21 protein-coding genes and 1 pseudogene are annotated in these 24,850 nt (G+C 58.8%); 5 read left to right on the top strand and 17 right to left on the bottom strand.

What is annotated here, in order from left to right:
• Nucleotides 1-18: 18 nt before the first annotated feature.
• The gene (gene dusA, locus EKO19_RS21985) at nt 19-1,050 is read right to left on the bottom strand and encodes a tRNA dihydrouridine(20/20a) synthase DusA (RefSeq protein ID WP_129778647.1); all 1,032 of its coding nucleotides are present in this window, start codon (nt 1,048-1,050) and stop codon (nt 19-21) included.
• 164 nt (nt 1,051-1,214) lie between these two features.
• Between dusA and EKO19_RS21980 the strand changes: the two genes are divergently transcribed.
• Entirely contained in the window at nt 1,215-2,318 is a 1,104-nt protein-coding gene (locus tag EKO19_RS21980) for a tyrosine-type recombinase/integrase (RefSeq protein WP_157995390.1), read from the top strand.
• Here the strand turns inward: EKO19_RS21980 and EKO19_RS39975 are convergent.
• The 3 genes from EKO19_RS39975 to EKO19_RS21965 form a co-directional block, all read right to left on the bottom strand.
• Entirely contained in the window at nt 2,263-2,493 is a 231-nt protein-coding gene (locus EKO19_RS39975; RefSeq protein WP_129778645.1) for a pyocin activator PrtN family protein, read from the bottom strand. The two genes, EKO19_RS21980 and EKO19_RS39975, sit on opposite strands and share 56 nt — an antisense overlap.
• 269 nt (nt 2,494-2,762) lie before the next feature.
• Nucleotides 2,763-5,924, bottom strand: coding sequence for a DEAD/DEAH box helicase (locus EKO19_RS21970; RefSeq protein WP_157995389.1), 3,162 nt, complete (start codon nt 5,922-5,924; stop codon nt 2,763-2,765).
• Complete coding sequence (locus EKO19_RS21965) at nt 5,914-6,801, bottom strand: DUF1837 domain-containing protein (protein WP_217705519.1); 888 nt, start codon at nt 6,799-6,801, stop codon at nt 5,914-5,916. Before EKO19_RS21965 ends, EKO19_RS21970 begins: the two co-directional genes overlap by 11 nt.
• Before the next feature lie 241 nt (nt 6,802-7,042).
• Between EKO19_RS21965 and EKO19_RS21960 the strand changes: the two genes are divergently transcribed.
• Together EKO19_RS21960 and EKO19_RS21955 are read left to right on the top strand one after the other, a co-directional pair.
• The gene (locus EKO19_RS21960) at nt 7,043-8,812 is read left to right on the top strand and encodes an SIR2 family protein (protein WP_129778643.1); all 1,770 of its coding nucleotides are present in this window, start codon (nt 7,043-7,045) and stop codon (nt 8,810-8,812) included.
• Nucleotides 8,805-10,229 (top strand): argonaute/piwi family protein, encoded by a 1,425-nt coding sequence (locus EKO19_RS21955; protein ID WP_129778642.1) that lies wholly within the window; start codon nt 8,805-8,807, stop codon nt 10,227-10,229. The genes EKO19_RS21960 and EKO19_RS21955 overlap by 8 nt, the downstream gene beginning before the upstream one ends.
• A gap of 80 nt (nt 10,230-10,309) precedes the next feature.
• Here the strand turns inward: EKO19_RS21955 and EKO19_RS21950 are convergent, their stop codons facing one another.
• From EKO19_RS21950 to EKO19_RS21920, 7 genes and pseudogenes are all read right to left on the bottom strand, one after another.
• On the bottom strand, nt 10,310-11,161 hold the full coding sequence (locus tag EKO19_RS21950) for a relaxase/mobilization nuclease domain-containing protein (RefSeq protein WP_129778641.1): 852 nt from the start codon (nt 11,159-11,161) through the stop codon (nt 10,310-10,312).
• Between the two features lie 139 nt (nt 11,162-11,300).
• The gene (gene mobC, locus EKO19_RS21945; RefSeq protein ID WP_129778640.1) at nt 11,301-11,993 is read right to left on the bottom strand and encodes a plasmid mobilization relaxosome protein MobC; all 693 of its coding nucleotides are present in this window, start codon (nt 11,991-11,993) and stop codon (nt 11,301-11,303) included.
• Nucleotides 11,994-12,628: 635 nt separating this feature from the next.
• Nucleotides 12,629-12,829, bottom strand: a complete 201-nt coding sequence (locus EKO19_RS21940; RefSeq protein WP_129778639.1) for a hypothetical protein — start codon at nt 12,827-12,829, stop codon at nt 12,629-12,631.
• A 458-nt stretch (nt 12,830-13,287) separates the two neighbouring features.
• Nucleotides 13,288-13,726: pseudogene (locus EKO19_RS39260) on the bottom strand (ATPase).
• Nucleotides 13,727-14,095: 369 nt separating this feature from the next.
• Nucleotides 14,096-14,494: a hypothetical protein gene (locus EKO19_RS21930; RefSeq protein ID WP_129778638.1), complete on the bottom strand. Its 399-nt coding sequence runs from the start codon at nt 14,492-14,494 to the stop codon at nt 14,096-14,098.
• Between the two features lie 975 nt (nt 14,495-15,469).
• Nucleotides 15,470-15,847 (bottom strand): hypothetical protein, encoded by a 378-nt coding sequence (locus EKO19_RS21925; protein ID WP_129778637.1) that lies wholly within the window; start codon nt 15,845-15,847, stop codon nt 15,470-15,472.
• A 237-nt stretch (nt 15,848-16,084) separates the two neighbouring features.
• Nucleotides 16,085-17,190 (bottom strand): IS3 family transposase gene (locus EKO19_RS21920; protein ID WP_129778636.1). Its coding sequence is split into 2 segments (ribosomal slippage): nt 16,085-16,932 and nt 16,932-17,190, totalling 1,107 coding nucleotides; the frame shifts between segments, so codons are not numbered across the junction.
• Between the two features lie 535 nt (nt 17,191-17,725).
• Here EKO19_RS21920 and EKO19_RS38885 point away from each other — a divergent pair.
• On the top strand, nt 17,726-17,866 hold the full coding sequence (locus EKO19_RS38885) for a hypothetical protein (RefSeq protein ID WP_157995387.1): 141 nt from the start codon (nt 17,726-17,728) through the stop codon (nt 17,864-17,866).
• A 55-nt stretch (nt 17,867-17,921) separates the two neighbouring features.
• Here the strand turns inward: EKO19_RS38885 and EKO19_RS21915 are convergent, their stop codons facing one another.
• Nucleotides 17,922-18,347 (bottom strand): antirestriction protein, encoded by a 426-nt coding sequence (locus EKO19_RS21915; RefSeq protein ID WP_246038941.1) that lies wholly within the window; start codon nt 18,345-18,347, stop codon nt 17,922-17,924.
• A 181-nt stretch (nt 18,348-18,528) separates the two neighbouring features.
• Here EKO19_RS21915 and EKO19_RS39970 point away from each other — a divergent pair, with 181 nt between their 5' ends.
• Entirely contained in the window at nt 18,529-19,005 is a 477-nt protein-coding gene (locus EKO19_RS39970; protein ID WP_129778635.1) for a GNAT family N-acetyltransferase, read from the top strand.
• On the opposite strand, the gene EKO19_RS21905 is transcribed toward EKO19_RS39970, so the two are convergent.
• From EKO19_RS21905 to EKO19_RS21885, 5 genes are all read right to left on the bottom strand, one after another.
• The gene (locus EKO19_RS21905) at nt 18,963-19,445 is read right to left on the bottom strand and encodes a DUF932 domain-containing protein (protein WP_129778634.1); all 483 of its coding nucleotides are present in this window, start codon (nt 19,443-19,445) and stop codon (nt 18,963-18,965) included. The genes EKO19_RS39970 and EKO19_RS21905 overlap by 43 nt on opposite strands.
• A 167-nt stretch (nt 19,446-19,612) precedes the next feature.
• Nucleotides 19,613-19,846, bottom strand: a complete 234-nt coding sequence (locus EKO19_RS21900) for a hypothetical protein (RefSeq protein ID WP_129778633.1) — start codon at nt 19,844-19,846, stop codon at nt 19,613-19,615.
• Between the two features lie 889 nt (nt 19,847-20,735).
• Nucleotides 20,736-21,929, bottom strand: coding sequence for an LPD7 domain-containing protein (locus EKO19_RS21895; RefSeq protein ID WP_129778632.1), 1,194 nt, complete (start codon nt 21,927-21,929; stop codon nt 20,736-20,738).
• Between the two features lie 331 nt (nt 21,930-22,260).
• Nucleotides 22,261-23,055 carry a hypothetical protein gene (locus EKO19_RS21890; RefSeq protein ID WP_129778631.1) on the bottom strand — a complete coding sequence of 265 codons (795 nt, stop codon included), beginning with the start codon at nt 23,053-23,055 and terminating at the stop codon, nt 22,261-22,263.
• A 6-nt stretch (nt 23,056-23,061) separates the two neighbouring features.
• Nucleotides 23,062-24,738: a type IV secretory system conjugative DNA transfer family protein gene (locus EKO19_RS21885; protein ID WP_217705518.1), complete on the bottom strand. Its 1,677-nt coding sequence runs from the start codon at nt 24,736-24,738 to the stop codon at nt 23,062-23,064.
• Nucleotides 24,739-24,850 lie beyond the last annotated feature (112 nt).

The raw sequence follows: 24,850 nt of genomic DNA, 5'->3' as shown, positions 1-24,850 counted from the left end.
GTTTTCTTTGAATCGAGACTAGGCGGCCTGCACGATACGCAAGGCATCGAGCAGCAGGTCCGCACCGGCCGTGGGCTGACCTGCACCTTCGGAAAGATAGCGCCGCCACGACCGCACTCTCGGCAGACCGGCGTACAGACCCTGCACGTGCTTCACCATGCTTCGCAGCCGATGCCCCTCGGCCAGCCGGGTCCGCACATAGTCTGCGTACTGCTGAATCACCAGCTCACGCGCCGGCAGGCTCCAGCTCGGATCGAACACGGCTTGCTCGAGTTGCGCCAGCAGATATGGATTCGAGTAGGCCTCGCGCCCGATCATCACGCCATCGAATGTTTGCAAATGGGTCTGCACTTCTGCGACGGTCTTGATGCCGCCGTTGAGTACGAATGTGAGTTTCGGAAACTCAGCTCGCAAGGCCGCCGCGACGTGGTACTTCAGCGGCGGGATCTCGCGGTTCTCTTTCGGGCTCAGCCCTTTCAGGATGGCCTTGCGGGCATGCACGACGAACACGTCACAACCTGCCGCATGTACCGTCGCGATGAAGTTACGCAAGAACTCATATTCATCCGCCGCCTGCGGCATCGGCTCGATGCCGATCCGGCACTTCACCGTCACCGGCACACTCACCACCGCACGCATCGCGCTCACGCACTCAGCCACCAGCTCAGGCTCGCCCATCAAACAAGCGCCGAAGCGCCCGCTCTGCACCCGATCACTCGGGCAGCCGCAATTCAGGTTGATCTCGTCGTAACCGACGTCCTCGCCCATCTTCGCCGCAACCGCCAGCTCCTTCGGATCGCTACCGCCCAGCTGCAAAGCCACGGGGTGCTCGGCATTGTCATAAGTCAGCAGGCGCGCGCCATCGCCCCGGACCAGGGCGGCCGAGGTCAGCATCTCTGTATATAAGAGAGTGTTGGGACTGAGCAGGCGCAGGAAATACCTACAGTGCCTGTCGGTGTAGTCCATCATTGGTGCGACCGACACGCGTCGAGCCACTGAAAGGCTGGATTTACCGAGCGAAACGCCTATTTTTTCAGCCTTTTCCGTCATACCTGTTTCTGCGGGATTTCTGCGAATTCGGTGCCATTTTCCACTTGCAGCTGGCACAAAATTGGTACAAGAATGGCCTGTACCAGCTCGGAGACTTCACGATGGCACGAATTATAGTGCGAAAGCGAGCCGATGGGTCATGCGGGTACACAGCGCAGATCCGTATGCATCATGGCAAGAGCCTCGTCCACCAGGAGGCGAAGACCTTCTCCCGTCGCGCCGCTGCCGAAAAGTGGGCTCGGGCACGCGAAGTCGAGCTTGAAGACCCTACAGCTCTGGTTCGCGCCCAGGACGGCGACGTCACCTTGGCGAGCTTGATCCGTTGGTACATCGATTCGTTCCAGAGCCTGTCGAAATGGCAACGAACAAAGCAGTGTCAGCTCGAATTCCTGGAAAAGCATCCAATAGGACAGTCGGATGCCCTGAAGCTGACGCCTTCCGCATTGATCGATCACGCCCGATCTCGGCGGGCAAATGGCGCCGGACCGGCTACGGTGGGAAATGACCTTACATGGCTTTCGGTCGTGCTTCGCGCGGCCAAGAGCGTGAAAGGCGTTCTGGTCAAGCCAGAGGTCGTCGAAGAAGCGAGAACCGCCTGTCGGGAATTCCGGTTGATCGGCAAGAGCCGCCGAAGGGATCGGCGCCCTACCCTCGAGGAACTTAAGAAACTGGACGACCACTTCCGGCGGAGGGATCGACGAGCACGCATACCGATGCTCGATATCCTTTGGTTTGCCATTCACTCTGCTCGGCGCGAGAGCGAGATCTGCCGATTGGAGTGGAACGACAACGATGCAAAGGCGCGCACAGGCCTGGTTCGCGATGCGAAGCACCCGACCGCCAAGGAAGGAAACCACAGACGGTTCAAGTACACGCCGGAAGCCTGGGCGATCGCTGAGCGCCAACCTAAAACCAGTGAGTATATATTTCCCTACGAACCGAAAAGCATCTGCGACGCGTTCACTCGCGCCTGTCACGTTCTTGGTATCGAGAATCTCCGCTTTCACGACATGCGCCACGAAGCGACCAGTCGGCTGTTTGAGCGCGGATACCAGATCCATGAAGTTGCGCAATTCACACTTCACGAGTCCTGGAATGAGCTGAAGCGCTACACAAACTTGCGACCGGAAAAGGTGCGAGAGCTCCCAGAGGCAGTTGAGGGCAACACTGAGGTCCCGAGACAGAAACGTCGATCGACCGCACGCGAAGCGGTTAACCAGCCTTCTGCCGCTGTCGATCAATCAGGTCTGCAAGATCGACCGCACTGACGAGCCAGGGAGACTTCTGCCCACCAAGCCTGAACACCTTGCAGGGGAGTAGCTTCGCAGGGGCACGACGCCGAGCTTCCTCGTAGCTCAATCCGAAATACTTCGGAGCAATTTTATCCAGCGGGATATTCGCTTCACCAAACTCCGCGAGGAGGCCAAAGAACGTATTGCTCATCTGACAGGCCCTCACAGCACGCAACTCGGCTCACACGGGCACACGATGCGTGAAGCACGACAAGATTCACAAGTCTTCGTTTTTTACGCCTTTGATGAAAAACACTTGTCTCAGGCTTATGCGAGCCAAGTGTGAAAATTCGTCGCGTCGTCTTAGCGTGTCGCGTCCGGCTCAACCCTTTGACGGGCCTCCCAAATGGAGCGCAACTTGTCGCACAATATCGCGTCCTGTTTCAACATTTCTACTCTGTTGCGCGCCGCGACAATGGCTCAAATGCGACCGTTTAAAACAGCCTCGAAGTAGCTGGGATACTCCAGGAGTTTCTGACGAACAGTGTCAACCTTAGCCGCAACCAGAGCGCGGATATTCGTTTTGGATTCATTGATCCCTAGCACGTCCCGCAGGTCCTGAGCCAGCATGCGATCCGAGAAGCCATACTCAAATGCCGCAATCGCCAGCTCGTCGGGCAATCCATAGGTCATAGACTTCTGGAACAGCCGAAATCCGGCCCGCACTGGACTGGATTCGGAAGCCGACTCAAACAGGAACTGCTCGATCGCCGCAACGATCAACGAACATTCAAAGGACAGAGTGTTCTGAAGGAAGTCCAAAACGTCGCTTTCGGCCAGAGCGCGCCGCTGCTCTTCGCCCCACGGCTTGCTACCCTTCTGAGCGCGGCAATATTGCAGGATTTCTCGAAAACTCTTTCCCTGCATCCACAATCCGGTGAGCTGGAACGCGAGCGCCGCGGGAGTGACGGTATGAAAAAACTTATCTCTATTGAAGGCAGCGAACATCGGCCACACAGCCGCGAGCCATTCCTCCGGAGACGTAAGCTCGAGCAAGCGGTCGCGCCGTTCAGCCACCCATTGCTCTATCAGTCTGGCATCGATAACACCCAACAAGGTTTTCCCATAAACCGCCTGCCTCTCGACCGCCGAGGCCTGCGCTTCAATGTATCGAGCCACCCATTGAAATAGCACAGTGAGGGCAGACTTTTGGTCGTCGTTTGCCAGATGGTATGCAAGCGTGCCTCTGGCAAGCTGTTCGACGGTGGCGGCGAATTCCGGGAAGGAAGTCTGACCGCGGTTGGCCATCAAGTAACTCTCGATCGCGACGATATCTACCCGGCGTCGGCGCAACTCAGCAACGACGTTATCGACGGTGAAGCTATGTGCCGGATTGAGCCGAACGACTTCAGCTGCCCAGGCGACCCATTCGGGCTCCGACGAGTAAATCAGCTGACACAGATTATCCGCCGGGACCAGCAGCTCGCTCTTGTCATCCGGAGTTCCGATGGGGGCGACCAGCCCGAGCAGCGAGCTGCTGGTATCCTCGGCGTTGTCCCCTGAGAGCAGCTCACACGAAATTTTGAATCGCCAGCCGTCATCTCGCGAGCGACGCCTGTCGTAGACACTCGGGTCCGAAAAAATAATCACCCCTTCGGTATGAATGCCGGCTCGCCCGGCCCGCCCGACCAGATTCTGAAAGTCGCGCGTCTTGATGCGCTCGGCTCCCTGATAAATACCAGATACGATCAGGTAACGAATGGGTAGATTCACTCCCTGCGCCAGCGTCGATGTGCAGGCTACCAGCGGTATGAGCCGGTGTTGCATGGCATGCTCGATGGCCAGGCGCAAGCCGTGCGGCGTATTGTTGTGGTGAACGAAAAGCCCGCGGCGAGCGCCTTGGGCTTCCATTGACTGGTCACCAAAGTGCCGGTCGATTAAAAATACAAGTCGCCCGAGCTCGTTCTGATCGGCATGGATTGCCGGCGCGGGCAGCGAGTAGCCGCGTTTATAGATCTCGACGATCCGGCGCGCCATTCCCGCCGCCGTGTCCTTGCGTCCGCAGAAAATGGCGCATGCTCCTTTCGATGCCAATCGGATAGCGAGGTACAGCGACACGTCCTTGGCAGTTTCCGTCGAGCTGCCGCGATCCGGGAAGTACCTGTCCTTCTCCCTCGAGCTTAGCTTGGCAAGTTGCTGCTGCTCGATGGCCCGTGGAACGAAGTAGTCTCTGTTGGTAAAGTTGGTGGACTCGAAAAACATCAGCTGCCCAAGCTGATCCATCCAACTGGCAAACGCATACGCCTTGCTCGTGGGGTGCAGCCCTGCCCCATCGACTACTGTCGCTCCATCGCCAATCAGCCATTGAGACAATGCCTGAGCATTTCTGACGACCGCCGAAATGAGAATCGTCTGGGCGCCAGAAGGCAACAAGGATTTGATCTGCGTGAGCAACAACTCGTATGTGATGCCACGGCTGCCAGTATCGAATTGATGTCCTTCATCGTAAACGACCACGCCGATCCGGTCGACGATCTCCGGCACCTGCCGCAGCACATACAGAAACTTCTCTGGCGTGAGCACCAGGATCCGACTCTCGGTCACGTAACCCGGCCCGAGCAACTCTGCGAACTCGCTCAGGAAGTCACGTTGCAGTACATCGGACAGCTCGTTCACGGTCACGCCGTCTGCTTTAAACGCACCGTGCAGGGAGGCCGCAATCTCGTGACACAAGGCGCGGAAAGGCGCGACAACAACCGCGAGTTGCGTTCTCCCGGCTAGGAACGCGGCTCTCAGAATAATCTCGACCGACTTGGTCTTGCCGGCACTGGTCGGCATCTGTATCACTCCGGAGCGCCCAGCAAATATTCCCTGCTCTCCGAGGCGGACTTGCGCCGGCCAGAGCTCCTTCGGGAACCCGGTTCTTCCAATGATGGGTCTCCAGGCTTCTACCGCAATTCCTGTGTAGACAGGCAGCGTGGTCCATGCCGAGCGCGTGAGCCGAATTCTTGCAATTGAGGCAATCAGATCAATGAACAATAGCTCCCGAGCTGAAGCCCGCGCATACGCCTGGGCCCGGAGCGCTGCGAGCCTGGCAAATGTTTCCATCCTCCCGGAGCCGTCGTAAAAGTGGTAGGCAATGAGTCTGACCAGCGATTGCAGCCCATCGCCGAACAGTTGGTGCTGGATCGTCGGGTAGCTTTCCCAACGACCGCGCAGAATCCACCTCAGCACCTGCGTCACGGGGGCATCATCGGAGCCATCGGGTAATCGCTCCGCAAGCACGAAGCTGCTCCCAGGCCGATGCGCCAGGTAGTATGCGGAAGCTGCCAGAAGCGTGACATCACGCGAAATCTCGTCGCGAAAGCGTGATGCCAGAAAGGCATCGAAGAAGCTGGCGGCAAATTGCAAATCGTCGGAAGCGACCGGCAAGGTACTCGGCGCCTGGGTTTCGTTCAGCTGACCTTCGTTGAGACTGGCCGCGGCATCCCCCAGATTGCCTACGGTAAGGACGAATAGTGATTCCGGCTCGTCGTGCGGTGGCACGACGACGTGCGATTCCTTCGGCAGGTCAAACTCATACATCTTGCCGGTCGAGCGTGTGATGCCAAACAGGCGCCGGCTATTAAACTCAGGCTTCATTGGCCGCGCGCTCATACATAGCGTGAACCAGAGACATGAGATCGGCGCCGCGTATCACAATCAGCGAAAGGTACTGCTGATTCGGATGTTCGGCCGTCGTGGAGAGCTCAATTTCCGCGCGGTCGTATACTCCATCGACGAGAATGGCCGCGGCGCCAGATCGATACAGGTAAGGTCGATCGCTGGGATTCTGAAAGCGCTGGACTATGCCCGCTCGGGCATCCTGCTGATGCATGAGCCGTCGTTTGGTTGCGTTCAGCGTCATGGCCCTCCGGAAGTAGTCGGCGCGCGAGTCATCGATCGCCACCTGGAGACGGCCGCTGTACTTTCCATCTGCCAGTTGCGCCTTGACCTCGAAGGCGAACAACTCGTCCGAGGGAGACTCGCTCGAAGGGTCCGGCATCTTAAATCCCAAGATGTCCACACCTTTCACTGACTCATTACGAACCGCTTTCTCGGCGTATCGGCATCGTGGTACCCAATAGCCGAGCAAATACTCGACGTAATCGGCGACCAGGATCTCTGCGAAGTCCCCCGCCCTTATCGAGGGCCCGGGAGCCGCGCTCTTATCGGGAAAGACCAGTTCAGCGAGGTACTGCGCTCTCGATAGGCCGGTGCCGTCTCTTAATGCATCGATCTCTCGATCCAGACAATAGTGCTCGCGAAAGCGCGTTGCCCACTCACTCAAGTGGGCGTCGTTGGTGGAAGGCGCAAGACGCCAGACGTCGATGGCCCTGCCATCCAACGTAACGAGCTTCTCATTCGTCTTGCTCAGATACTGCAGGTGCGTTGGTGCCTCTGTATCGAGACCATGGCGCAACCCCGGCTCCTCTTGTGCGGCCGCCTCCACTCCGATCTTGGCGCCCGTAACACTCATGGCTTCTTGCCTTTCGCCGCTAGTCACTGAGGGAAGACATTTTATAACGAAGTGACTGCGTGGGCCTGTGACGCACTTGACAAAACGTGGACAGCCGCGTCTCCCGGACTGCTCGCGGTCACTTTCCGTTGCATCCACAAAGCATCCGATGGGTGAGTTATCTCACCTCTTGCAACTGTGAAGGATTTCTCGTATAGCTCGCATAAACAAGCACAAACACCAGCACGACGGATAGTAAGGCATGGCGGCTCCCGAGCTTACAGAGATCGAATTCCTTCGACATGTCATTCAAGCCGGCCCGCATCTCATGTGGTTTCTCGGCGCCGGTGCATCTCGAAGCTCCGGCCTACCAACAGCGACCGACATCATTTGGGACCTGAAGCGGAAACTCTATTGTCTGGAACAGAACCAGGACGTTCGGGATCATGACGCCGCCAATAAGGCCGTTCAGACGCGCATTCAGGGCTACATGGACAGCAGAGGATTTCCGCCGCTGTGGGATCCCCGCGAGTACTCCTTTTACTTTGAAAGGACCTTTGGCAATGACTACGCCGCGCAGCAGAAATATTTGAACGATGCTCTTTCAACTCAAAGGATATCATCCACAATCGGGCATCGTGCACTTGCCGCGCTGCTATGCATGGATCGCGCTCGACTCGTCTTTACGACAAACTTCGATGAAGTCGTCGAGACCGCTTATTCCGCAATGGCCGGGAAGAATCTGGCGACCTTTCATCTTGAAGGCTCCTATGCCGCCCTTGAAGCTCTGAATGGCGATCAATTTCCATTCTATGCAAAAGTGCATGGCGACTTCAGATATCAAAGTGTTAAGAACCTTAGCAAGGACCTCCTAAGCAATGACCAGGAGCTTCAAAAGTGCCTCGTCGCTGCTGCCACCCGATTTGGATTGATCATGGCTGGCTATAGCGGGCGCGATGGCAATGTGATGTCGATGCTCAGGGCTGCCATAGACCAAAACAATGCTTTTCCTCACGGCCTGTTTTGGACGGCGCCAAAGATCTCCGGAGTTGCGCAGAACGTCCGTGAGCTGATGGACTACGCACACAGTAGAGGAATCAAATGCGGCCTGGTTCAAACAGGAACGTTCGACGAGATGCTGTCGAAGATTTGGAAGAATATAGAGAAGAGGCCGAAGGAGCTTGATGAGAAAGTCCGAACCGCGATTGCAAAGCCGGTCTCGATTGCCTTGCCAACTCCAGGAAGTCGATATCCGATGCTGCGCACCAATGCGCTGCGAATAGCGAAGCTTCCAGAGTCATGCGGCACCATTGAGTACGATGGCGAAATTGTCATGGGTGACGTGAGATCCGCGGCCTTCAACGCCAGACCGGATTGCACGCTAGCCTATACCGACCGCCTGCTATTCTGGGGAGGGGCCGGCGAACTCGCGAAAGTTTTGGATGCAACAAAGATTCGTAAGGTGGAAAACTATGAATTCGAGAATCTGATTGATTCTGTTGATAACTCAGGGACGATGAAGTCCTTTGTCGAAGAGACCATCGCGATAGCCGCCGTAAGGGACAAGCCAGTATATCTTCGCAAAGATGACCGCACATGGTACGCCGTCGTTAAGCATGACGCGGCAACTCAGGACATCTACGAGCCCCTGCGGAAAGCACTCGGATACAGAGGATCACTTGCTCCAGTATCAGGCAAAGTCTTCGGCCTGCAAGATGTCTATTGGGCCGAATCAGTTTCCATGCGTATCGAGGAAAGAAATGGTGCTCTCTGGCTGATGTTGCGGCCTGACGTTTGGATCTCTCCGCTTAAGGAGCGTGAGAATGCAGAGGACTTCCTTCGCGCGCGAAAGCTCAAGAGATACAACACTCAAGCATTCGACATGCTTAGCGCCTGGATACAGATATTACTCGGCAACATAGGCCAGGGTCAGACGGTAGCCATTAGCGCTTTCCCCGCATCCGATTACAGCGCGAAGTTCGAGATCAGCACGCGCACGGCCTATAGCAAACGGAACGCCGCACATGGCTGATAACCCCAACGAGTTCGCCAGCAACTTTTCGCTTCCAGAGCCCGACCTACTGTTCGCCAACAGTAAAACGCACAAGCACCCGTTGCGTGGTCTCAACGACCTTGGCCCGTACAGCGCCGGCCTGGGCATCGTTTCTCAGGTCCGACTTGCCTATCTTGCCCCCACTGAACTCCTCGAAAAGATCGACTCGATCGTGGACGAACTGCGAAAGAAGCAGCAGCCGAAGGATGCTGTGAACTACTACATCGCCTATGAAGGTTTCGACAAGGTATTTAGAAGCACCCTTATACCCGCGACGGCCGCGTTACGCGTGGCAACGCCGCCGGAGTGCACTGCGCTTGCGGCTGCGGGCAATGGCAATGGCCTTGTGAACGCAATTCTTCAGGGGCTTGGCGCGCTCATGCGTATCAAGCACACCTTCGACGTGCTAATTGTTTACCTTCCTGATGCTTGGAAGGCTTCTTATCAGTATGACGGCTTCGATCTTCATGATCGCATAAAGGCCAAGCTCGCGCCTCTCAACATACCGATTCAGATCGTGAATGAAACCGCATTCACGCGAGAGTGCCGCGCGAACGTAATGTGGGGAATGAGCGTAGCCTTGTATGCAAAAGCTGGCGGGATTCCGTGGAAGCTTGCCGACTGGGATAAGGATGAGGCGTACATCGGGCTAAGCTATGCGATCAAGAAACAGCCGGATGGTGCCGAGTACAGCACATGCTGCAGTCAAGTATTCGACCCGGACGGAACGGGCTTCGAATTCATCGCATACGACACACGCGAATATGTGACCGACAAGAAAGGGAACCCATATCTCAGCTACCAAGAGATGCAATCGATCATGTCGAAGAGCCTACTGCTCTACCAGAACGGACATGGCGGACGCATGCCCAAAAAGATCTATGTGCACAAGACCACGCACTTCACAGACGACGAGATCCAAGGAGCCTTCGACGCCTTCGGGTCAAAGACCGATATTGAACTTATCCAAGTCGTCCGAACAAACAATTGGTACGGCCTAAAGGTCGATGCACCGTCGCGTCAAGGTAATCCCCCGGGGCCGGCAATGTACCCCGTTGGTCGCGGCCTCTATCAGCCGTTAACAAAAGATGAGTGCTTACTCTGGACGCAAGGGAGTGTTGATGGCGTTAATCAGCAGCGTTCGAACCAGCCCGTATTCAAGGAAGCGGCACTAAAGCCACTGCCTAGCCCGATCATGCTTCGCAGATTCACAGGCGAAGGCGGATGGCATGCCACGTGCTCCAGCGTACTCTCTTTGACCAAGGTGAACTGGAACAACAATACGCTGTACAGCACTTTGCCGGTGACCATACATTACTCGCAGGTCTTTTCCCAAGTCGTCAAACAATCACCGGAAATCATCAACGAAATCTACGATTATCGCTTCTTCATGTAGAGACATGAGCGAAGAAAGCTGCGTCGTATTTCGATGCAAGATTCGCCCCTCACCCTGGCCAAGATTGATGATCGATACTTCTAGCGAGCCCTCGGCTGCTGCAGGGTCGGGGCTCTCAATCGACGCATGAATTCCGCGGCTATCCATTCACGATCAACGTAGGCCGGCTGCATCTCCTTTGTGAACTGCCGGACTTGGCTCGCGAGATCTAAGTCGCCATCGCGGCTTAGCAGCGCGCTTACGGAGTACCATCCTCGCTCCACATCACGCCTAGTCGCGAGGAGCTTTTCCTTGCCATCGCCCGAATCGACTCGCCCGCTCCGCAGCTCGCCCGCCACAGATTGCACTCGCTCCTCGAAGCGCGTCGACTGCCCTCGGCGCATGGCCCGGTAGATCCCGTCCTTCTGATGCGTTCTGCTCACGCCGCGCACCGCCCGTTCCGTCGCGTTAGCGGCGACACCCTGGGCACGTAGTGCTCCCGCAAAGTCGCGCCGCCATTGCCGTAACGTGTCCTTGCGGATGTTTAGACGCGTGCCCAGCTCGCTCACTGCCTTCAGGACGAGATGCACATGGGGGTGATCCTGATCAGTGTGCAGCACCATCGCGTAGCGATGCTGAAGCGCGAACGTCTCCTGAGCAAAGTGACGAACGGCCGCCAGCAGCTTATGTGGCGGCGTTCCCTTCGGCATCGAGAACATTAGGTTATGCACCAGCTTCGCCGGCTTTCTCCCTGGCAAGCCCGTGTAGACCGCCTTGTCTTCGCGCTCCTGCAGCGCAAGCCCCCAATCTTCCAGCAGCGCCTTCTCCGCTCCCTTCAATCGGAGCCTCTCCCCATCGTCCGTTTCAAGCTCAAGCTCACCGCGCCGGTCAATGTACCGAAGATGTCTCCACACGGCGCCCACAGTTCGCCCGCCGCCCGTCACCTTGATCATGACCTCGGGAACGCGGGCCACAGTTCGACCGATCTGCTCCCGCTCGGCCGGAGTGAAGGTTCGACCGCGTCCTGGCGAACGCCGGCCATAGCTCACTATGTCCAGGAGTGGTTTCTGGCTGCGAAGGTCGATCGTGCGCTTACCCGTGGCCCGTCTCCCAACTACGCAGGTTCGCGTCGATCAATTGCCTGACGTGGTTCCTCAAACCTTCGCATGCACGCAACAGCGTCTTCAAATCTTCCCGGCTCGGGCCGGTCACCCTGCCCCCTTGGTTCGCATGTCGGGCGAGTTGGTTGAGGTTGCGACCGATGGAACTTAGCGCCCCGAGCGATTGGGTAAGCAACAACCGCTCCTCCTTGGGAAGAGGAGCCACGCCTCGTAGATGACTCCGAATCACCACCGATGCATACGTCGCCATTGGCATTCCCCGCGCCTTGGCGCGTGCATGGAGCAGCGCCTGATCATCCGCCAGAAGCCGGACCATCAATCTCGCCTGGCGTGGCGGCTCGTCCCTCAAGCCCGCCTCGAGCACCACACCCGAAGACTGGAGCGTCGTCTCGATCAAGCGCCGCAGCCACGCAGATTCTGTGAGCTGTTGCTGACGCGCGATCGCTTCGACGACTGCGTGTGTCGTCGCCGGCAGGCGGGTGCGAAGGATGCGCGTGTGACTCATGGGACGACTGTGGCCCATGAGCAGCCGAAAGGCTATCCTGCCTATTCCATCTCTTTGTGCAAAAAGGCCCGCGTGATTGTGATGTTCGAGAAGGTTCCGCTTGCAACCCAATGCCGCGCCCCAGATCGGTTGGCGCCAGATCGTTGATTTGTAGGCCACTGTGCAGCGTAGATTCGGGAACAAGAACAAGAGGTGCCGCAGTCCCAGCTCGGCCCTGGCCACTCAGAACGGCACGTGCTCAAACACGCACTCACCGCACCACGATCCCTTTCGTTTGCAGTTCTGGCACGGCGGACACTCCCACGCCTGCCTGAGCAGAGAGGCTCGCGCAAATGCTATCGCCTCATCGCGAGTCATGACGCTCATCGTGCGCCAACTGTACAAGTCACCCCACATGCGACGGCCCTCCTCGTCCCTCTCTTCCGTCAATCCGATTTCTATGGAATATCTGCCCCGCGCACATTGGTATTTCACAAGAACGCGATCCTGACTGATTAACTCGATCTTCCACTTACCCATGGCACGCAGCTCCCGCGTTGGCACGAGCCACACTTCGCGGCCCACTCACCCCCATGGGGAGCTTTCTTAGCCCTGGCTCCAGGGGGAGCCGTACTGGCTGCACTCGAAAAATCCGTGCGAGGGCGGCTTTGCGCGCTGGCACGGATTTTTCTGCCGGATCTGCCGCCAATCGAAGCCCTGCGGCAGCGCCGAGCTACGCGTTCGCGTCCTGAACGTTGAGGGCGAAAATCTCGGACCCACGCTACGCTGCGCGCGAGCCCGAGATGAAACACGAGCTAGAGGCCTCGATGCTCGGTCGTCGTGATCGTGACCGTTCGTCGATGGTGTTTGTGGACGAGCTCATTGCGAGCGAGATTCCAGTCGATGCGACCGTAGGCCCCCTCGCCCTTCGACCACTTCGGATGTCGCAGGTCGACCAGCTTCAGCACAACTACCGTAATCTCCTTAGCGAGGTCTTCATTGAATTCGGAAGCCAACCTCTTCCCAAATGCATTGCTCGCGTGGCAGCTAACATCGCCGGCGTCCTCCCGACCGTTGTATTCTATGCGCAGCTCCGTCGCTCCCACCGCCAGAAGACGCCAGTAGAGAGGAGCTACAGTCGCGATCAGTTCTGGGCTGGAAGGTCCGCCCGTACGGGGTGTCGAGTTATCACTCTGGTGAGTCATGAGCATTCTCCATCCTGGGCGGGATCGCCCGCGCGAGCGGCACACGTCGCAGCGCAGCCATCCAGACTCGCGTGTTCCATGCGCGACTCGCCAAGCACGCGTCTTCGCGTGCGCAGGGTCTGGAGGGCGAGGACGACGTGTTAGAATGGCACGCACAGCGATCCCAATCCGACACCAACCGAGGGAAAGCAGCTGCTGCTCGTCATCCCGAACCGCTATGCCAAGCGGGGCTCGTTCGCGTTCCCAGTTCATCACGAAGCTTTCTCTCATCAAAAGAGAGGACACCGAAGTATCCTCTCGCGACATCCAATGCCTCTACGTTGATTCTGCGTGACCCTCTGGAGCTTCTCGATGACCCCAGGCTCGACGTACATACATGGTTGATCTTTTGTTACAGGGATATCGAAGATGGCGGAGAAGATCTCTCGCTTGACATGAGCGATCGGCCCGGTTCGGAATACTTTCTCCGGAAGAACCCTGTCGCCCGTGCCAGCAAGGTCACTCCTCTCCGGGTCACACTCCACCAAGGCGACGTATCCCTCCTCGTGAAGCCGTAGATGCTCGGGGCATAGTCCCCAGCCAGTCCACTTTATGGCGCGTCATTGATGCACGCAGTCGGCGATCCAGCAGTATGCTGCCAGTCTCATACTTGTATCCGCAGACGAGACACACTCGCTGTTCCAATGAAACGTGAGACAAGTCGGTCATGGCCCTTCTCCGATCAATCTGATGGCGGGATTGCCCGGAGGGGCGCTTATCACGCTGTGCTCGCCAGTCAGGGGGCAAAGACCGCCGCAGGCGGCGAGTGCGCGAGCACTCGCCCTTGACGGCGAGCGCAGCGTGATAGAATACAAACAGTCTGCAACCCGCCTCCAGTTCGTTGGATCGAAGTCACCGCTGGAGTTGCGATTGAATGCGAGCGCGATTTGATCAACTGGCGAGGGCAGGCAGTCAGGCTCGACCGAATATCGATGGCAGGCATCAGCCGGAACCACGAGGAAGAGCCGAACTACGACAGCTGAGCCGAGCATCAATGCTTGATCTGGGCGCAGATGCCACATCTGCGCCCAGTCAACGTTATAGCCCGCGCATGGAGTCGAAGTCGTAACTGTAATTTCGCCAACCGTGAACGTGCGTTAATTCGTCACGCACGAGTTCCCACTCGAACTCCCCGCGCGAGCCCTCGGCATTCTTCCAGCCAGGATGACGCACTTCGAGCAACTCATGGAAGAATGCCCAGAGCGCTCGTCGTGCTCTTCCCGGTAAGGATGGGTTGATGAGTTCGCCATTCGCACCGTGAAATAGTGCATCGTTCACTCGGCCGGAATCCCACTCACCCTGGTAAGTGATTCGCACGTAAGACACGTCGGCTCGTTTCAACATCGCTGCGACAGCCGGCATACGTTGCGATACGCGTTGCATCCTGGGGTGAGGTTCGGTTACGTCCAGCTGCTCTCCGTTATTACGCTCCGTCATGATCGTTCTCCGCCTGGGCGGGATTGCCCACGACGCTAGCAGCACGGCGCGCGCAGCCGTCAAGAGCGCAGCCGCCGTTTCGGCGGTCGTGCCTTCGCGCGACTCTTGACGGCGAGCACGACGTGGTACGCTGGAATCGCATATGCAAGCCCCACTCCCCTCCCTTCCTCTTCGGTCGAGATGACGAGAGGCGAGCCGGCATGGCCAAGCGAATGCGCACACGCCTTAGAGAGACGCGAGGCTGCAGCACTTAACCAAACGCCGCAGCCCCGAGATCTATGTCACTGCGCTACCAACTACACCAAGCCCCGAAGGCATAGCCCCCGGACCTCAGGCGCATGATGTGAAGCACATCCCGCGTCGGCATTTGAGTCAATCGCGCTTGGGCGTCGTCAATGCTTTCGGCGACTTCTTTTATAAGTTCGACTCGGGTGCACTCAGCCAGCGCACCTGTGTAGGGCCCCGATCCCTCGTTTTCTCGACTTCTTCGGATTGCCGCTTCAGCCACTCTTACTGCGACCTCATCATTAGGAATATTTTCCCCGAAATAAAATTCAAACAAGGCGCCCATGGTGAGCTCCGCATTTCTTTGCTGGGCGAATTTGCCCGCGACCGCTGCTCCACCGCGCGCGCAAGCTGTCAACGCAACGCCCGGCGTCTTCGCCGGGTCGCGCGCCTGCGCGCGATGTTGACAGCGAGCACGGGGTGGTAGGCTGGATCGGTAGGCAATTCGTCACTCTCTTCCTCTGCTTTCCCTCCGTAGTTCAGGCGGACTGGCTCAATCTCATTCGTAGGACAAGCCCGGCCCACGGCGTTGCGTACGTGCAACCCCGAGCATCGCGTGATCAAAACATAAGGCGTGCTACGCTCGTGAGCTCAGGCAATCCAACAATTCCGGTCATCAGACGAGGTAATGTGTGGCTATAGTAAACGCGGCGTCCGGGCACATCTCTGCGCCCGGACACCACGAGTTATTTAGTCGAAGTTGTTATAAGTGATCACGTGCTTGTGAATGACATTGTTATCGACAACATCCCAGTCAAACTCCCCAGCACCATCGACCGCCCCGCCTCCTAGTTCACGAACCCTCTCGTTCAAGAGAGTTTCAAATGTTTTAAGAGCCTCTGCCAGAGTACCCATCGGGCAACGCGGTAAAACAGGCTGATCATTGGCATCGAGACAGACGATTCCGACTATGGCCCTGCCATCCACCATCTCGTATAAAGCCTTCAATCGCACGAGGCCAGTCTCACGAAGTTGAGCTGACAGCTCTCTCAGGTGCAGCATCTGCCCAGCACGGATGCTGGAGCCCCGGTCGCCAGAAGGACTCTCATTGTTGGCTGAATCATTCATGATAAGTCTCACCGTCGCGGGCGAAATTGCCCGCGATCGGGCGACCGCCAGAGATTCGGCCCGCAAAGAGCGAAGCCGCCGTCTGCGGCGGGCGCGCGTCTGCGCGCCTCTTTGGGGACCGAATCTCTGGCGGTACCGTTCGCGTCCGGCAAGTTCGCCGCCTATCACTCCTGCGCCGAGCCAAGCACTCACAGTGCAGACGGACCGACGTGACCCCGTTTTGAGTAGCAGATGATTCTAGAGCCCGGCCGTTACTGTAACCGCCTTCTCTGCCAATTGCGTTGCGTACTGTGATGGCGTGAGCCCGCCGAGTGCTCGCTTTGGACGCTCCTCGTTATATTCACGCCGCCAGGCTTCGATGACCGTTCTTGCGTGCGCCAGGCTGGTGAACCAGTGCTCGTTGAGGCATTCGTCTCGAAGGCGCCCGTTGAACGATTCGATGTAGGCGTTCTGGTTCGGCTTGCCTGGCTCGATCAGCCGCAGCAGTATGTGCTTCTCATGCGCCCACGCCAGCATCGCTCGGCCGCAAAATTCTTTGCCGTTGTCGGTGCGAACCACCTTGGGGTAGCCGCGGCGGCTACAGATATCTTCGAGCATACGCACGAGCTGACGACCGCTGATGTTGTGCTCTGGAATGACGGCGATCGCCTCGTGTGTGGCATCGTCCACGACCGCGAGATTCTTGATCGCACGGCCACCAGCGACGCGATCGAAGACAAAATCCATCGACCACACGGAATTAGCCTCCGACGGGCGCTCCAACGGCTGTCGTTCCGACATCGGTATCTTCTTCCGTCGGCGCCGGCGGACCTGCAGCTTCTCCTGCGCGTAGAGCCGTTCCACGCGCTTGTGATTCACGCGATGGCCGGCCTGACGCAGCTTCAGGTAGATCATCCCGGCGCCGTAGCGGCGATGGCGCTGCGCCAGATGCACGATCTGCTCGCGCAGCTCGCCGTTGCGATCCGGCGCTGGCTGATATCGCAACGAGCTCGCGCTCATCCCGATGATCTGCAGCGCCCGGCGTTCGGACAGGCCTTGTGGCGTCATCCAGCGCACCACCTCGCGTCGAGCTGGTGCGCCTACCACTTTTTTCGCAACGCCTCGCGCGTCACCTCGTTCTCTAGCATCGACTCCGCCAGCAGCTTCTTCAGGCGCGCGTTCTCGGCCTCCAACGCCTTCAGCCGCTTCGCATCGGAGACCTCCATGCCGCCGAACTTGTTGCGCCAGAGGTAGTAACTCGCCTCCGAGAAGCCGTGCTTGCGACACAGCTCTTTGACCGGCACGCCGGCATCCACTTCCCGCAGAAAACCAATGATCTGTTCTTCAGAAAAACGCTTCTTCACCCGTCCAACATCCGTCTCTGGGGTCGGACTCTAAATCACCGTGCTACTGAAAGGTGGGGTGACGTCGCTGCCTCAACTTCGTGGTTTCAGTATCGCATCGACCCTACTGGCAAGAACAGCAGCAACGGTACGAGCATCTGCTCAACATCCCGGCGCTGCCGACACAGACCCTCAAGATCGCGCGCGAACGCCTGTCGGAAGCCCAACGGATGCTTCGCGCGCTCGATTCATCCCCAGGAGAGTCACATGCCTCCAACACCACGTACTGAGCGTCCTGCTCGCGCACGGCTCAGCGATGCGCTCGAGCGACTGACGGCGGACACTCGCCATCGTCCACCGCGCGTGACGGTGAGCGAACTGTGCCGGCTCGCCGACGTCTCCCGCAACTCGCTATATCGCTATCATGCTTCGATTCTTGCGCGGCTGCGTCGTCATCAACCTCGCAAGTCTGCGCGCACCCAAGCCCGACGTGCGGCCGCGCATCGCCAGCGCGAGAGCGCGGTCTTGCGCGAGCGCGTGGCGCAGCTCGCCCCTCGTGGACCATTATTTCACCGCCTATCGCGAGACCAGCACACTCCTTGAGCGCCGCGACCGAGAGCTCGCGCAGCTTCGCAAGCAGTTGCCCGCGCGGCTGACGGTCGTTTCTTCCACCCCGCGCGGCGCGCACCGGCACTGAGGTGTCGTACTTAAAAAGACCCGAGCGCATCGCTGCGCCCGGGCCACGCGGCGGATCAGTCGATCGCTGCCAGGATTGTTCCGGCTTCGGCGTGCGACAGCGCGAACTCCCGCAGGTAATGGAAGTGATCCGCGATGCACTCGTCCGCGATCTGGAACGACAGATGACTCAGTGCAAAAAGACAAGCCGTGATGCCTGCAGCATCCGCACTCATCTCACCCGAGAAGCCGTTACCTTCGACGTCGATCCGGAAGATTGTCTCCCCGTGCGGCGCAAGGTAAACCCCGCCGTTTGAGAGCTCGATGAAATTCCAGTAACCGCCGGCATACTGAGGAGCGAGCCTTCGCATGAAGGTATACACTGCATCTTCCACGGTAAGCATGTGACGACCGAAGTGCCGAGGCAGCATCTCAAGTCGCTCAGCTTCGGCAACTCGGCGCGCTTGGATCGACTGCGACATCAGATCAGTGGAGGTATTCATGAGCGGGATCCTTTTCGATTGGGGCGAGATTGCCCGCGCTCCCGCTCCACGCCGCAGCGCAGCGGTCAATGGGCGAAGCCGGCCCAGCGGGCCGCAAGCGCGCTTCGCGCGTAGCCATTGACCGCGAGACCGGCGTTGGTATCCTAGCCATCCCGCAATCTCGCCCGCCTCTTCCTCCGACATGCCAGGGATCGTCATTCGAACCTATCGAGCGGCTGATTCCGCAGCCGTAGTTGCCTCCGTTCGACGCATCGCAGGGCGCGATTACAGCCCATCTCAAATCGAGGCTCGGGCGCCTGACGTCATCGATGTGAGGAGCTTTGGAAAGCGATGCGAGAGTAAATCAACATGGGTCGCCGAGATCGAAGACCAAATCGCTGGATTCTCCGACCTCGAGCCCGATGGACATGTCGACATGCTCTACGTCCACCCCGATTTTCAGCGTCGTAGCGTGGCCCGTGCTTTACTTCAGCAGATTGAAGAGGCGGCCCGCATCCAAGATTTGCGTCGTCTATACACAGAGGCGAGCATTACGGCACGCCCGCTCTTTGAGGCGATGGGATTTCGCGTCATCGTTCCGCAGACAGTCACTGTACGAGGCGAATTCATGACGAACTACCGAATGGAAAAGCGCCTCGACACCCCGCGAGCACCATAACTGTCACCTTTCTTGTTGCGCTGGGTCCCAGCGTTGCAAATACTGGATTTCAAGCATTTCCCCCACGTCCGGTGACAAATACATCCAAACATAAGATATGCGCTCGAGCCATCGTGGGAGTTGAGGATCAGAATCTCCGGGACAACCTCCCCGACATAGACTTCGGACTTGGCTCTGCGGAATCGCAGCGCGTGACGGGCGAACGCCGGCAAATCACGGCGGGATCGTGATTGAGCGGCCTGAACTACGTTGAACCCCGCCTCACCCATCGTTGCAATGACGACTGAGGTCGGCAAGAAGGCATACTTCGCACTCAGCTTCTCATGGGGAGCCTGTGCGTAGACAGCTGGTGTCAGCTTCTCGAGTTGCATGCGATCGAGCCCGCCGACGAACGCGCTGTCGCAATCGATATCGCCCAGAAGTGTCTGGATGGTTTTCATGACGATCCCTCAATTGATTTGCTTGGGCGGGATTGCCCGAATGCAATCCATCGCGGCGCATCTCGGAGTCAAGGATCCCAACCGCCTCAGGCGGCGAGTGCGTCATCGCACTCGTCCTTGACGGAGGGATCGCCGTGATAGGATTGAACTCAGCAATCCCGCCTGCTTCAGCGGCTGCGCTCGTCGCGTCGGTTGCGCAATTTCGGCGAAGGTACCGATTGGTTCTGCTGAGTTTTTTCCTGGAGGCGTTTGGCGACGCCCGCAATGAAATTCAAGCGCTTCTTTGGGTCACTCAGTCGTTGGTCGGCAACCCGCTCTGCTGCCTGCATCGCCAGCATCGTCTGAAACAACTCCGAATCTCCACGCGAGATCCGCAGAGCGGCGACATGATCGTCGCGCAAACGTCGAGCTTCGTTTCCTCGCGTTCCGAACCATTCCGGCTTCTCGGCTTGCCATCTCACGCGCCGAGGGGCCGACGCATTCGCTACGCGTCGGACCATCACCCGGTCTCCAACCCGGATCCGAGTCTGAGACTGCTCGATTGCCTTTCGCAGCCCCGGGCCCCACAGCGTTCGATACCCTTCCGAGGTCAAGATCGTCGCGTAGTAGCTCTGACGCTGGTTTCTCTCGAAGAGGTAGGGCGCACTCCCGTGCTTTAGTAATTTTCCTGCAACCGTCTCCGTGCTAAAGCGCGGTTGCCGTGGCAAGTTATTGTGTTCGGTTCCAAGAGGTCGCAGATCGCGTTCGTCGACGCGAACTTCACGCGCCAGGTCGGTTCGCTGAGCCCCGGGCTGCAGTTGCGGCGTGTCAGCTTTGGTCTGTGAGCTTGGTGGTGAAACGATACGACCGCTCGCGTCTGTCGCCCCTGCTGGCCAAACGTCCGCAAGCGTAGCTGCGCCGCCCTCAGATCTTGGCTTCTCACTCATGGAACCCGCTCGATTGCGTGTTGGAGCCGGCTTCCGTCTTGTCAGGGATCACACCGACCTTCGTTGAGAGGTAGACATTCCCGACGCTCCATCCCCATCGCTCAGCTGCGGGATCATCACGCTCGGGTGCCCGTCGCAATCGTTGGTTTGGATAGGGCTGCCACCCCCAGTCGGAGACTACCGGCCCGAGTCGCAACACACCGATCTCGCCGACCTGCCACCAACGAAGCTCCTCGCGACGCCCAAGCGTGACTAAATGGCCACTCGAAAAGTATAGAGTCCCGGCGCTCGTATCGATCCGTAGCAGCTCAACGTCATAGAGATGCTGCGTCCCTTCAAGATCTGTTGGCATGGGAGAGCCCGCTCAGCTCAAGACGCGAGCCGACGTTCGAACGCGTTCGGCTGCACGCGCTGGTACCGTTGGCGCTGGAGACCCCACTCCGCTATCCAACACCCGCGCCAGCTCCGCACGCACGCCCTCGACGAATCGACTTCGCTGGGCAGCGTCGGGAATACGAGCCTCTGCAAGCAACTCCGCTGCGCGAAGCGATGCCAACGCATTGGTGAGCGCCGAGTTGTTATGCGCTGATTCACGCGACGTCGCGGTCGGTTCATGCAATGCTTGGCTCCGAGAGCCTTCTTTCTCACCGGCCTCTCTCTGACGCACGTCCCACTGGTTTCGGTGAGCGGGAACTTCCTCTTCGCCGAGCACACGTCCGTCCGCATCGCGCGCTGGGCGCATCACGGCGACGCTCTTCCGCCCCGTGAGCTCCACTTCGATGAGATCCCCGTTCTTCACGCCGGATTGACTCAAGGCGCGAGGAAAATCGACGCCCCAGAGTTCTTTCGGCCCGTCCACCGTCTCGAGACGAACGAAATAGGATTGCTCCTTATCATCGCGAAATTTGTAGCGTGCCTCTCCATGCTCGATCAGCCGACCTGCATACACACGCGGACGCGACGACTTATCGCGAGCTTCTCGGCGCGGTTCGCTGGGTGCCTTCTCTGGCTCGGATGTCGATGCCGCAGATTTCCGCGCGCCGCGGCGTGCACGAACACTTCGCCCCTTCGATGCCATCGATGTCCGTTCGCGCCCCGGCTCCACTTCACGTTCAGATGCCGCCTGCGGCTGCCCACGCATATCAGCTCCTCGTTTAAAGGCAGCTTCTGCCGTCGGCGCAGACGCTACTCGATGCGGTGGCGCGATTGTCGGTCGTGGAGGATCAATCAACGGTTCAGGGGACTCCTGTGGTGCCCGCGCTTTGGCCAGGTCGCGCACAAACTGACGCTTATCAACTTCGGAGGGCTGATAGCCGCGCACAATGAGCCCCACATACGTCGCCTGTCGCCAAGCCTCGCGCCTGAAGCGGTCGGTGCCAGAAACCGTGATGTCATTCCAACCGCGCGCCAGAGCAATCTCAACCAAACTGCGTACTACCTCGGTGTTCTCAGAACGCGTGACTACCTTCTTTCCCTTATCCTCGAACGCCACCTCGCCGCCGGGAAAATAGTAGTAACGCCCCATGCGCGTAAAGCGCTCACGTACATCCTCGGGCACCGAGCGTACATCCAGCGCCGGAGGTCGCGCCGCCGCGATGACTGGTATTCCAACCGGTGACTGCGCTCGCGTTCGTGGCGCAAATTCTTCCGGCTCCAGCTCACGCTCCGACAGACGGCGTGCGTCAAGGCGTGCCGCAACCGGAGAATCAGCTTGATATGTCCATGGGGGATCCGAAGTAATGCGTTGAACCGCGCGATCGATCCAACTCACGATAGCAGGCGATGGTCGCAGCTCGTTGATCGATGGCGCCGAACGAGCACGCTTGCCCGCGGACGCGCCAGGGCCTGGCATCGGCGACGACGGAGCATGGTCTACCATGGGGAATCTCCTAACGGGAACGTGCACTCGGTCGCGTGGTCACACGAGGACCGACGGCGGTGGAATACGGCGATTTCGACGAGGATGTAGAGAGGGACGACGATCTGCGCGCGGGCGGTGTCGGATTCCCCGACTGCGCCATTTCGGCCACTCGTTTCTCAAGGGCGGGCATCGGCATACCGCGCTCGACAGCGTGCGCCAAGGTCTCACGCACCAGCGAGACGAATCGTTCTCGCTGCGTCGGGGATACGCGCTCTTTAGCGACACGCCGCGCGGAATCGAGGGCAAGGTACGCAGGCAGAAGTTGAGGAAAGGTCTTGATTGCATCGCGTGGGTGGAGCCGCTCGCTCCGCAGGGCTTCCGCCGCGAGCAGCGCCTCGTCATAGAATGCTCGCTGCTCGATTGCCCAATGGGTGCGCGCCGACTCGAAGCGGCGTCGCTCAACGACCTTCCCGGCCCTGTCTCGGCTGTTGAAGAGGACTGTCGCCGGCAGAATACTGTTCTCTCGCACCCCGACCTGCTCCCCGATCGTCGGCTGCGTACGCGACCGTGCGAGCGCAGTCTTAAGCGCGGGCGACCAGAACACACTCTCACCACGCTCGGTCGCAAGCTTCACAAAGTACGACGGCGGCGCACCAGGCTTACCCTCGTGCCGCCCGGGACCATGATCAACGAGGCGACCGAAGGTGACGCGATCTGCTTCGGGGCGCGGAGTATCGAACGCCTCGGCTGCGGCGTCCGCCGCGCTTCGCCGCGCACCCGCACCCTTTGATGCGGAGGGTGAGCGATCGTGCGGATCCGCCATGACGCCTCACCTCGTCTCGAGCGCAGCCATGAAGCTGTCGACCGCGGTCTGCATCTCCGCATCGCTCCATGGACCATCGTGCGTGGGGAACTCCACCTGCGAGAAGTCGCATCCAAAGTCTTCTAGCGTTAGGTTATCGGGTCGGTCGCGATCAGCGGACGCGGTCGAACGTGCACTGCCGTCCGCCGGAACCGGAAAAAGGGCGATGGATGAATCCATGAGAACACTCTCTGGTCGGGAATCAGAGATCGGAAGGTGCGCCTCGGCAGACGATAGCGATGCGCACCTCGCGGGCTGGGGCAGCGTTGGGGCGGGCAACAGCCGAGATACAAAGCGCGGATCGCGCCAGTAGCAAATCTTCTGTGCGCGAATCGGGCGTAGCTCCTCGCAGAACACGATCTCTTCGTCGCCACCCAGTTCTTTAACTTCCTGCGGCAGCAACAATGGTCGCTTCTGCTCACTCACCGAAATCGTTGCGCCGCGTGACGGAAGCCCCCAGCCACCAAATTCAGGACGCGACCGAGAGCGCACACGCACGGTCGTGTCCCCGAGTTCCTCAGAGATCTCTCGCGCGTCTTCAAAATCCTTTGGCGCGAACACGATACGAGCGCCTAAGCTTTTCATCATCGTCCGGCTGTTCTCCTGACCGTACACCTCACGCAGTTGCGAAGGAGCTTGAAACACCATCACCACGCGCACGTTGTAACCGGGGACGTAGCTGATGGCTTCAGAGAGGATCGGTATACGCCCAAGTGCTGGACATTCATCGAGCAACATCAGGACCTGAAATTTCAGCGACGGGTCGTGCTGAGGTAACACGCGCGTTTGCAATCCGATCGCCTGTTCGAAGAACAGCGATAGCACCGGGCGTAACCGGTGCAGATCGTCGGGATTGACCGCGACGTAGATGCTCATGGGTCGCCGTCGTAGATCGCGCAAATCAAAATCACTACTAGAGGTCGCTCGATCCAGGAGTGGGTTCAACCACAGATCCAAGCGGCTCGTGAAAGTCTTCCGAACCGACGACGCGGTGACGGGTGCCAGATCGATCACATCGTAGAGCGCGCGAACGCATGCCGACGACAATGGGAACCGGCCGCTGTTGCGGCCTTGGATGATGCGTCTCCAGTGGGCGCCGAAGCCCTCATCGTCGGATGCCATGCCCTGCCGCAGAATCTCTCCCACCGTCTTTGGCAGTGATGGCGACTCGAATAGATATAGAGCGATCCCGAGGAACAGCGATCTCGCCGAGGCAATCCAAAACGGATCGGTGCCTGGCACCTCGGGATAGAGCATGCTGCCTATGCGCTGGAGATCATTCACACGCAGGTGGGGATTGGAACTCACATAGTCCAGCGGATTCCACGCCGCGGTGAACCCCGACTCCGACAACGGATCAAACAGGAAACAATCGTGACCTTGCGCTGCGCGGTAGCCGGCGGTAATCGTCCAATTCTCTCGTTTAATGTCGACGCTGACTGAACTGCCAGGCCAGTTCAACAGATTCGGTACAACGACAGCGACGCCTTTGCCTCCTCTTGGACGCGCTGCAAGCGCAACGCCTTGCTGTCCGGGCAGAATGAGGTATCGGCCGAACAGCTCGCCGAGGAGAATCCCGTCGTCTCCGAGTAGCCCCGCACGCTTGATCGCGCGTCGATGCTCGAACTGAGCCGCCCCATACAACGGTCGCGGCCTCGGCCACGCTGCAGCCGCGGATGCAGCACCAACGACGCTGAAGCTGACTACCGAGCACACAATTACTCGCCGCTGAACCTGCGGTCGATCACCGTAGTGA

The organism is Peristeroidobacter soli, from assembly GCF_004138485.1.
In the GTDB taxonomy this organism is placed as follows: Bacteria; Pseudomonadota; Gammaproteobacteria; order Steroidobacterales; family Steroidobacteraceae; genus Steroidobacter; species Steroidobacter soli.
The sequence above is the reverse complement of the archived record's forward strand: the minus strand, read 5'-3'. Positions and strand labels throughout refer to the sequence as shown.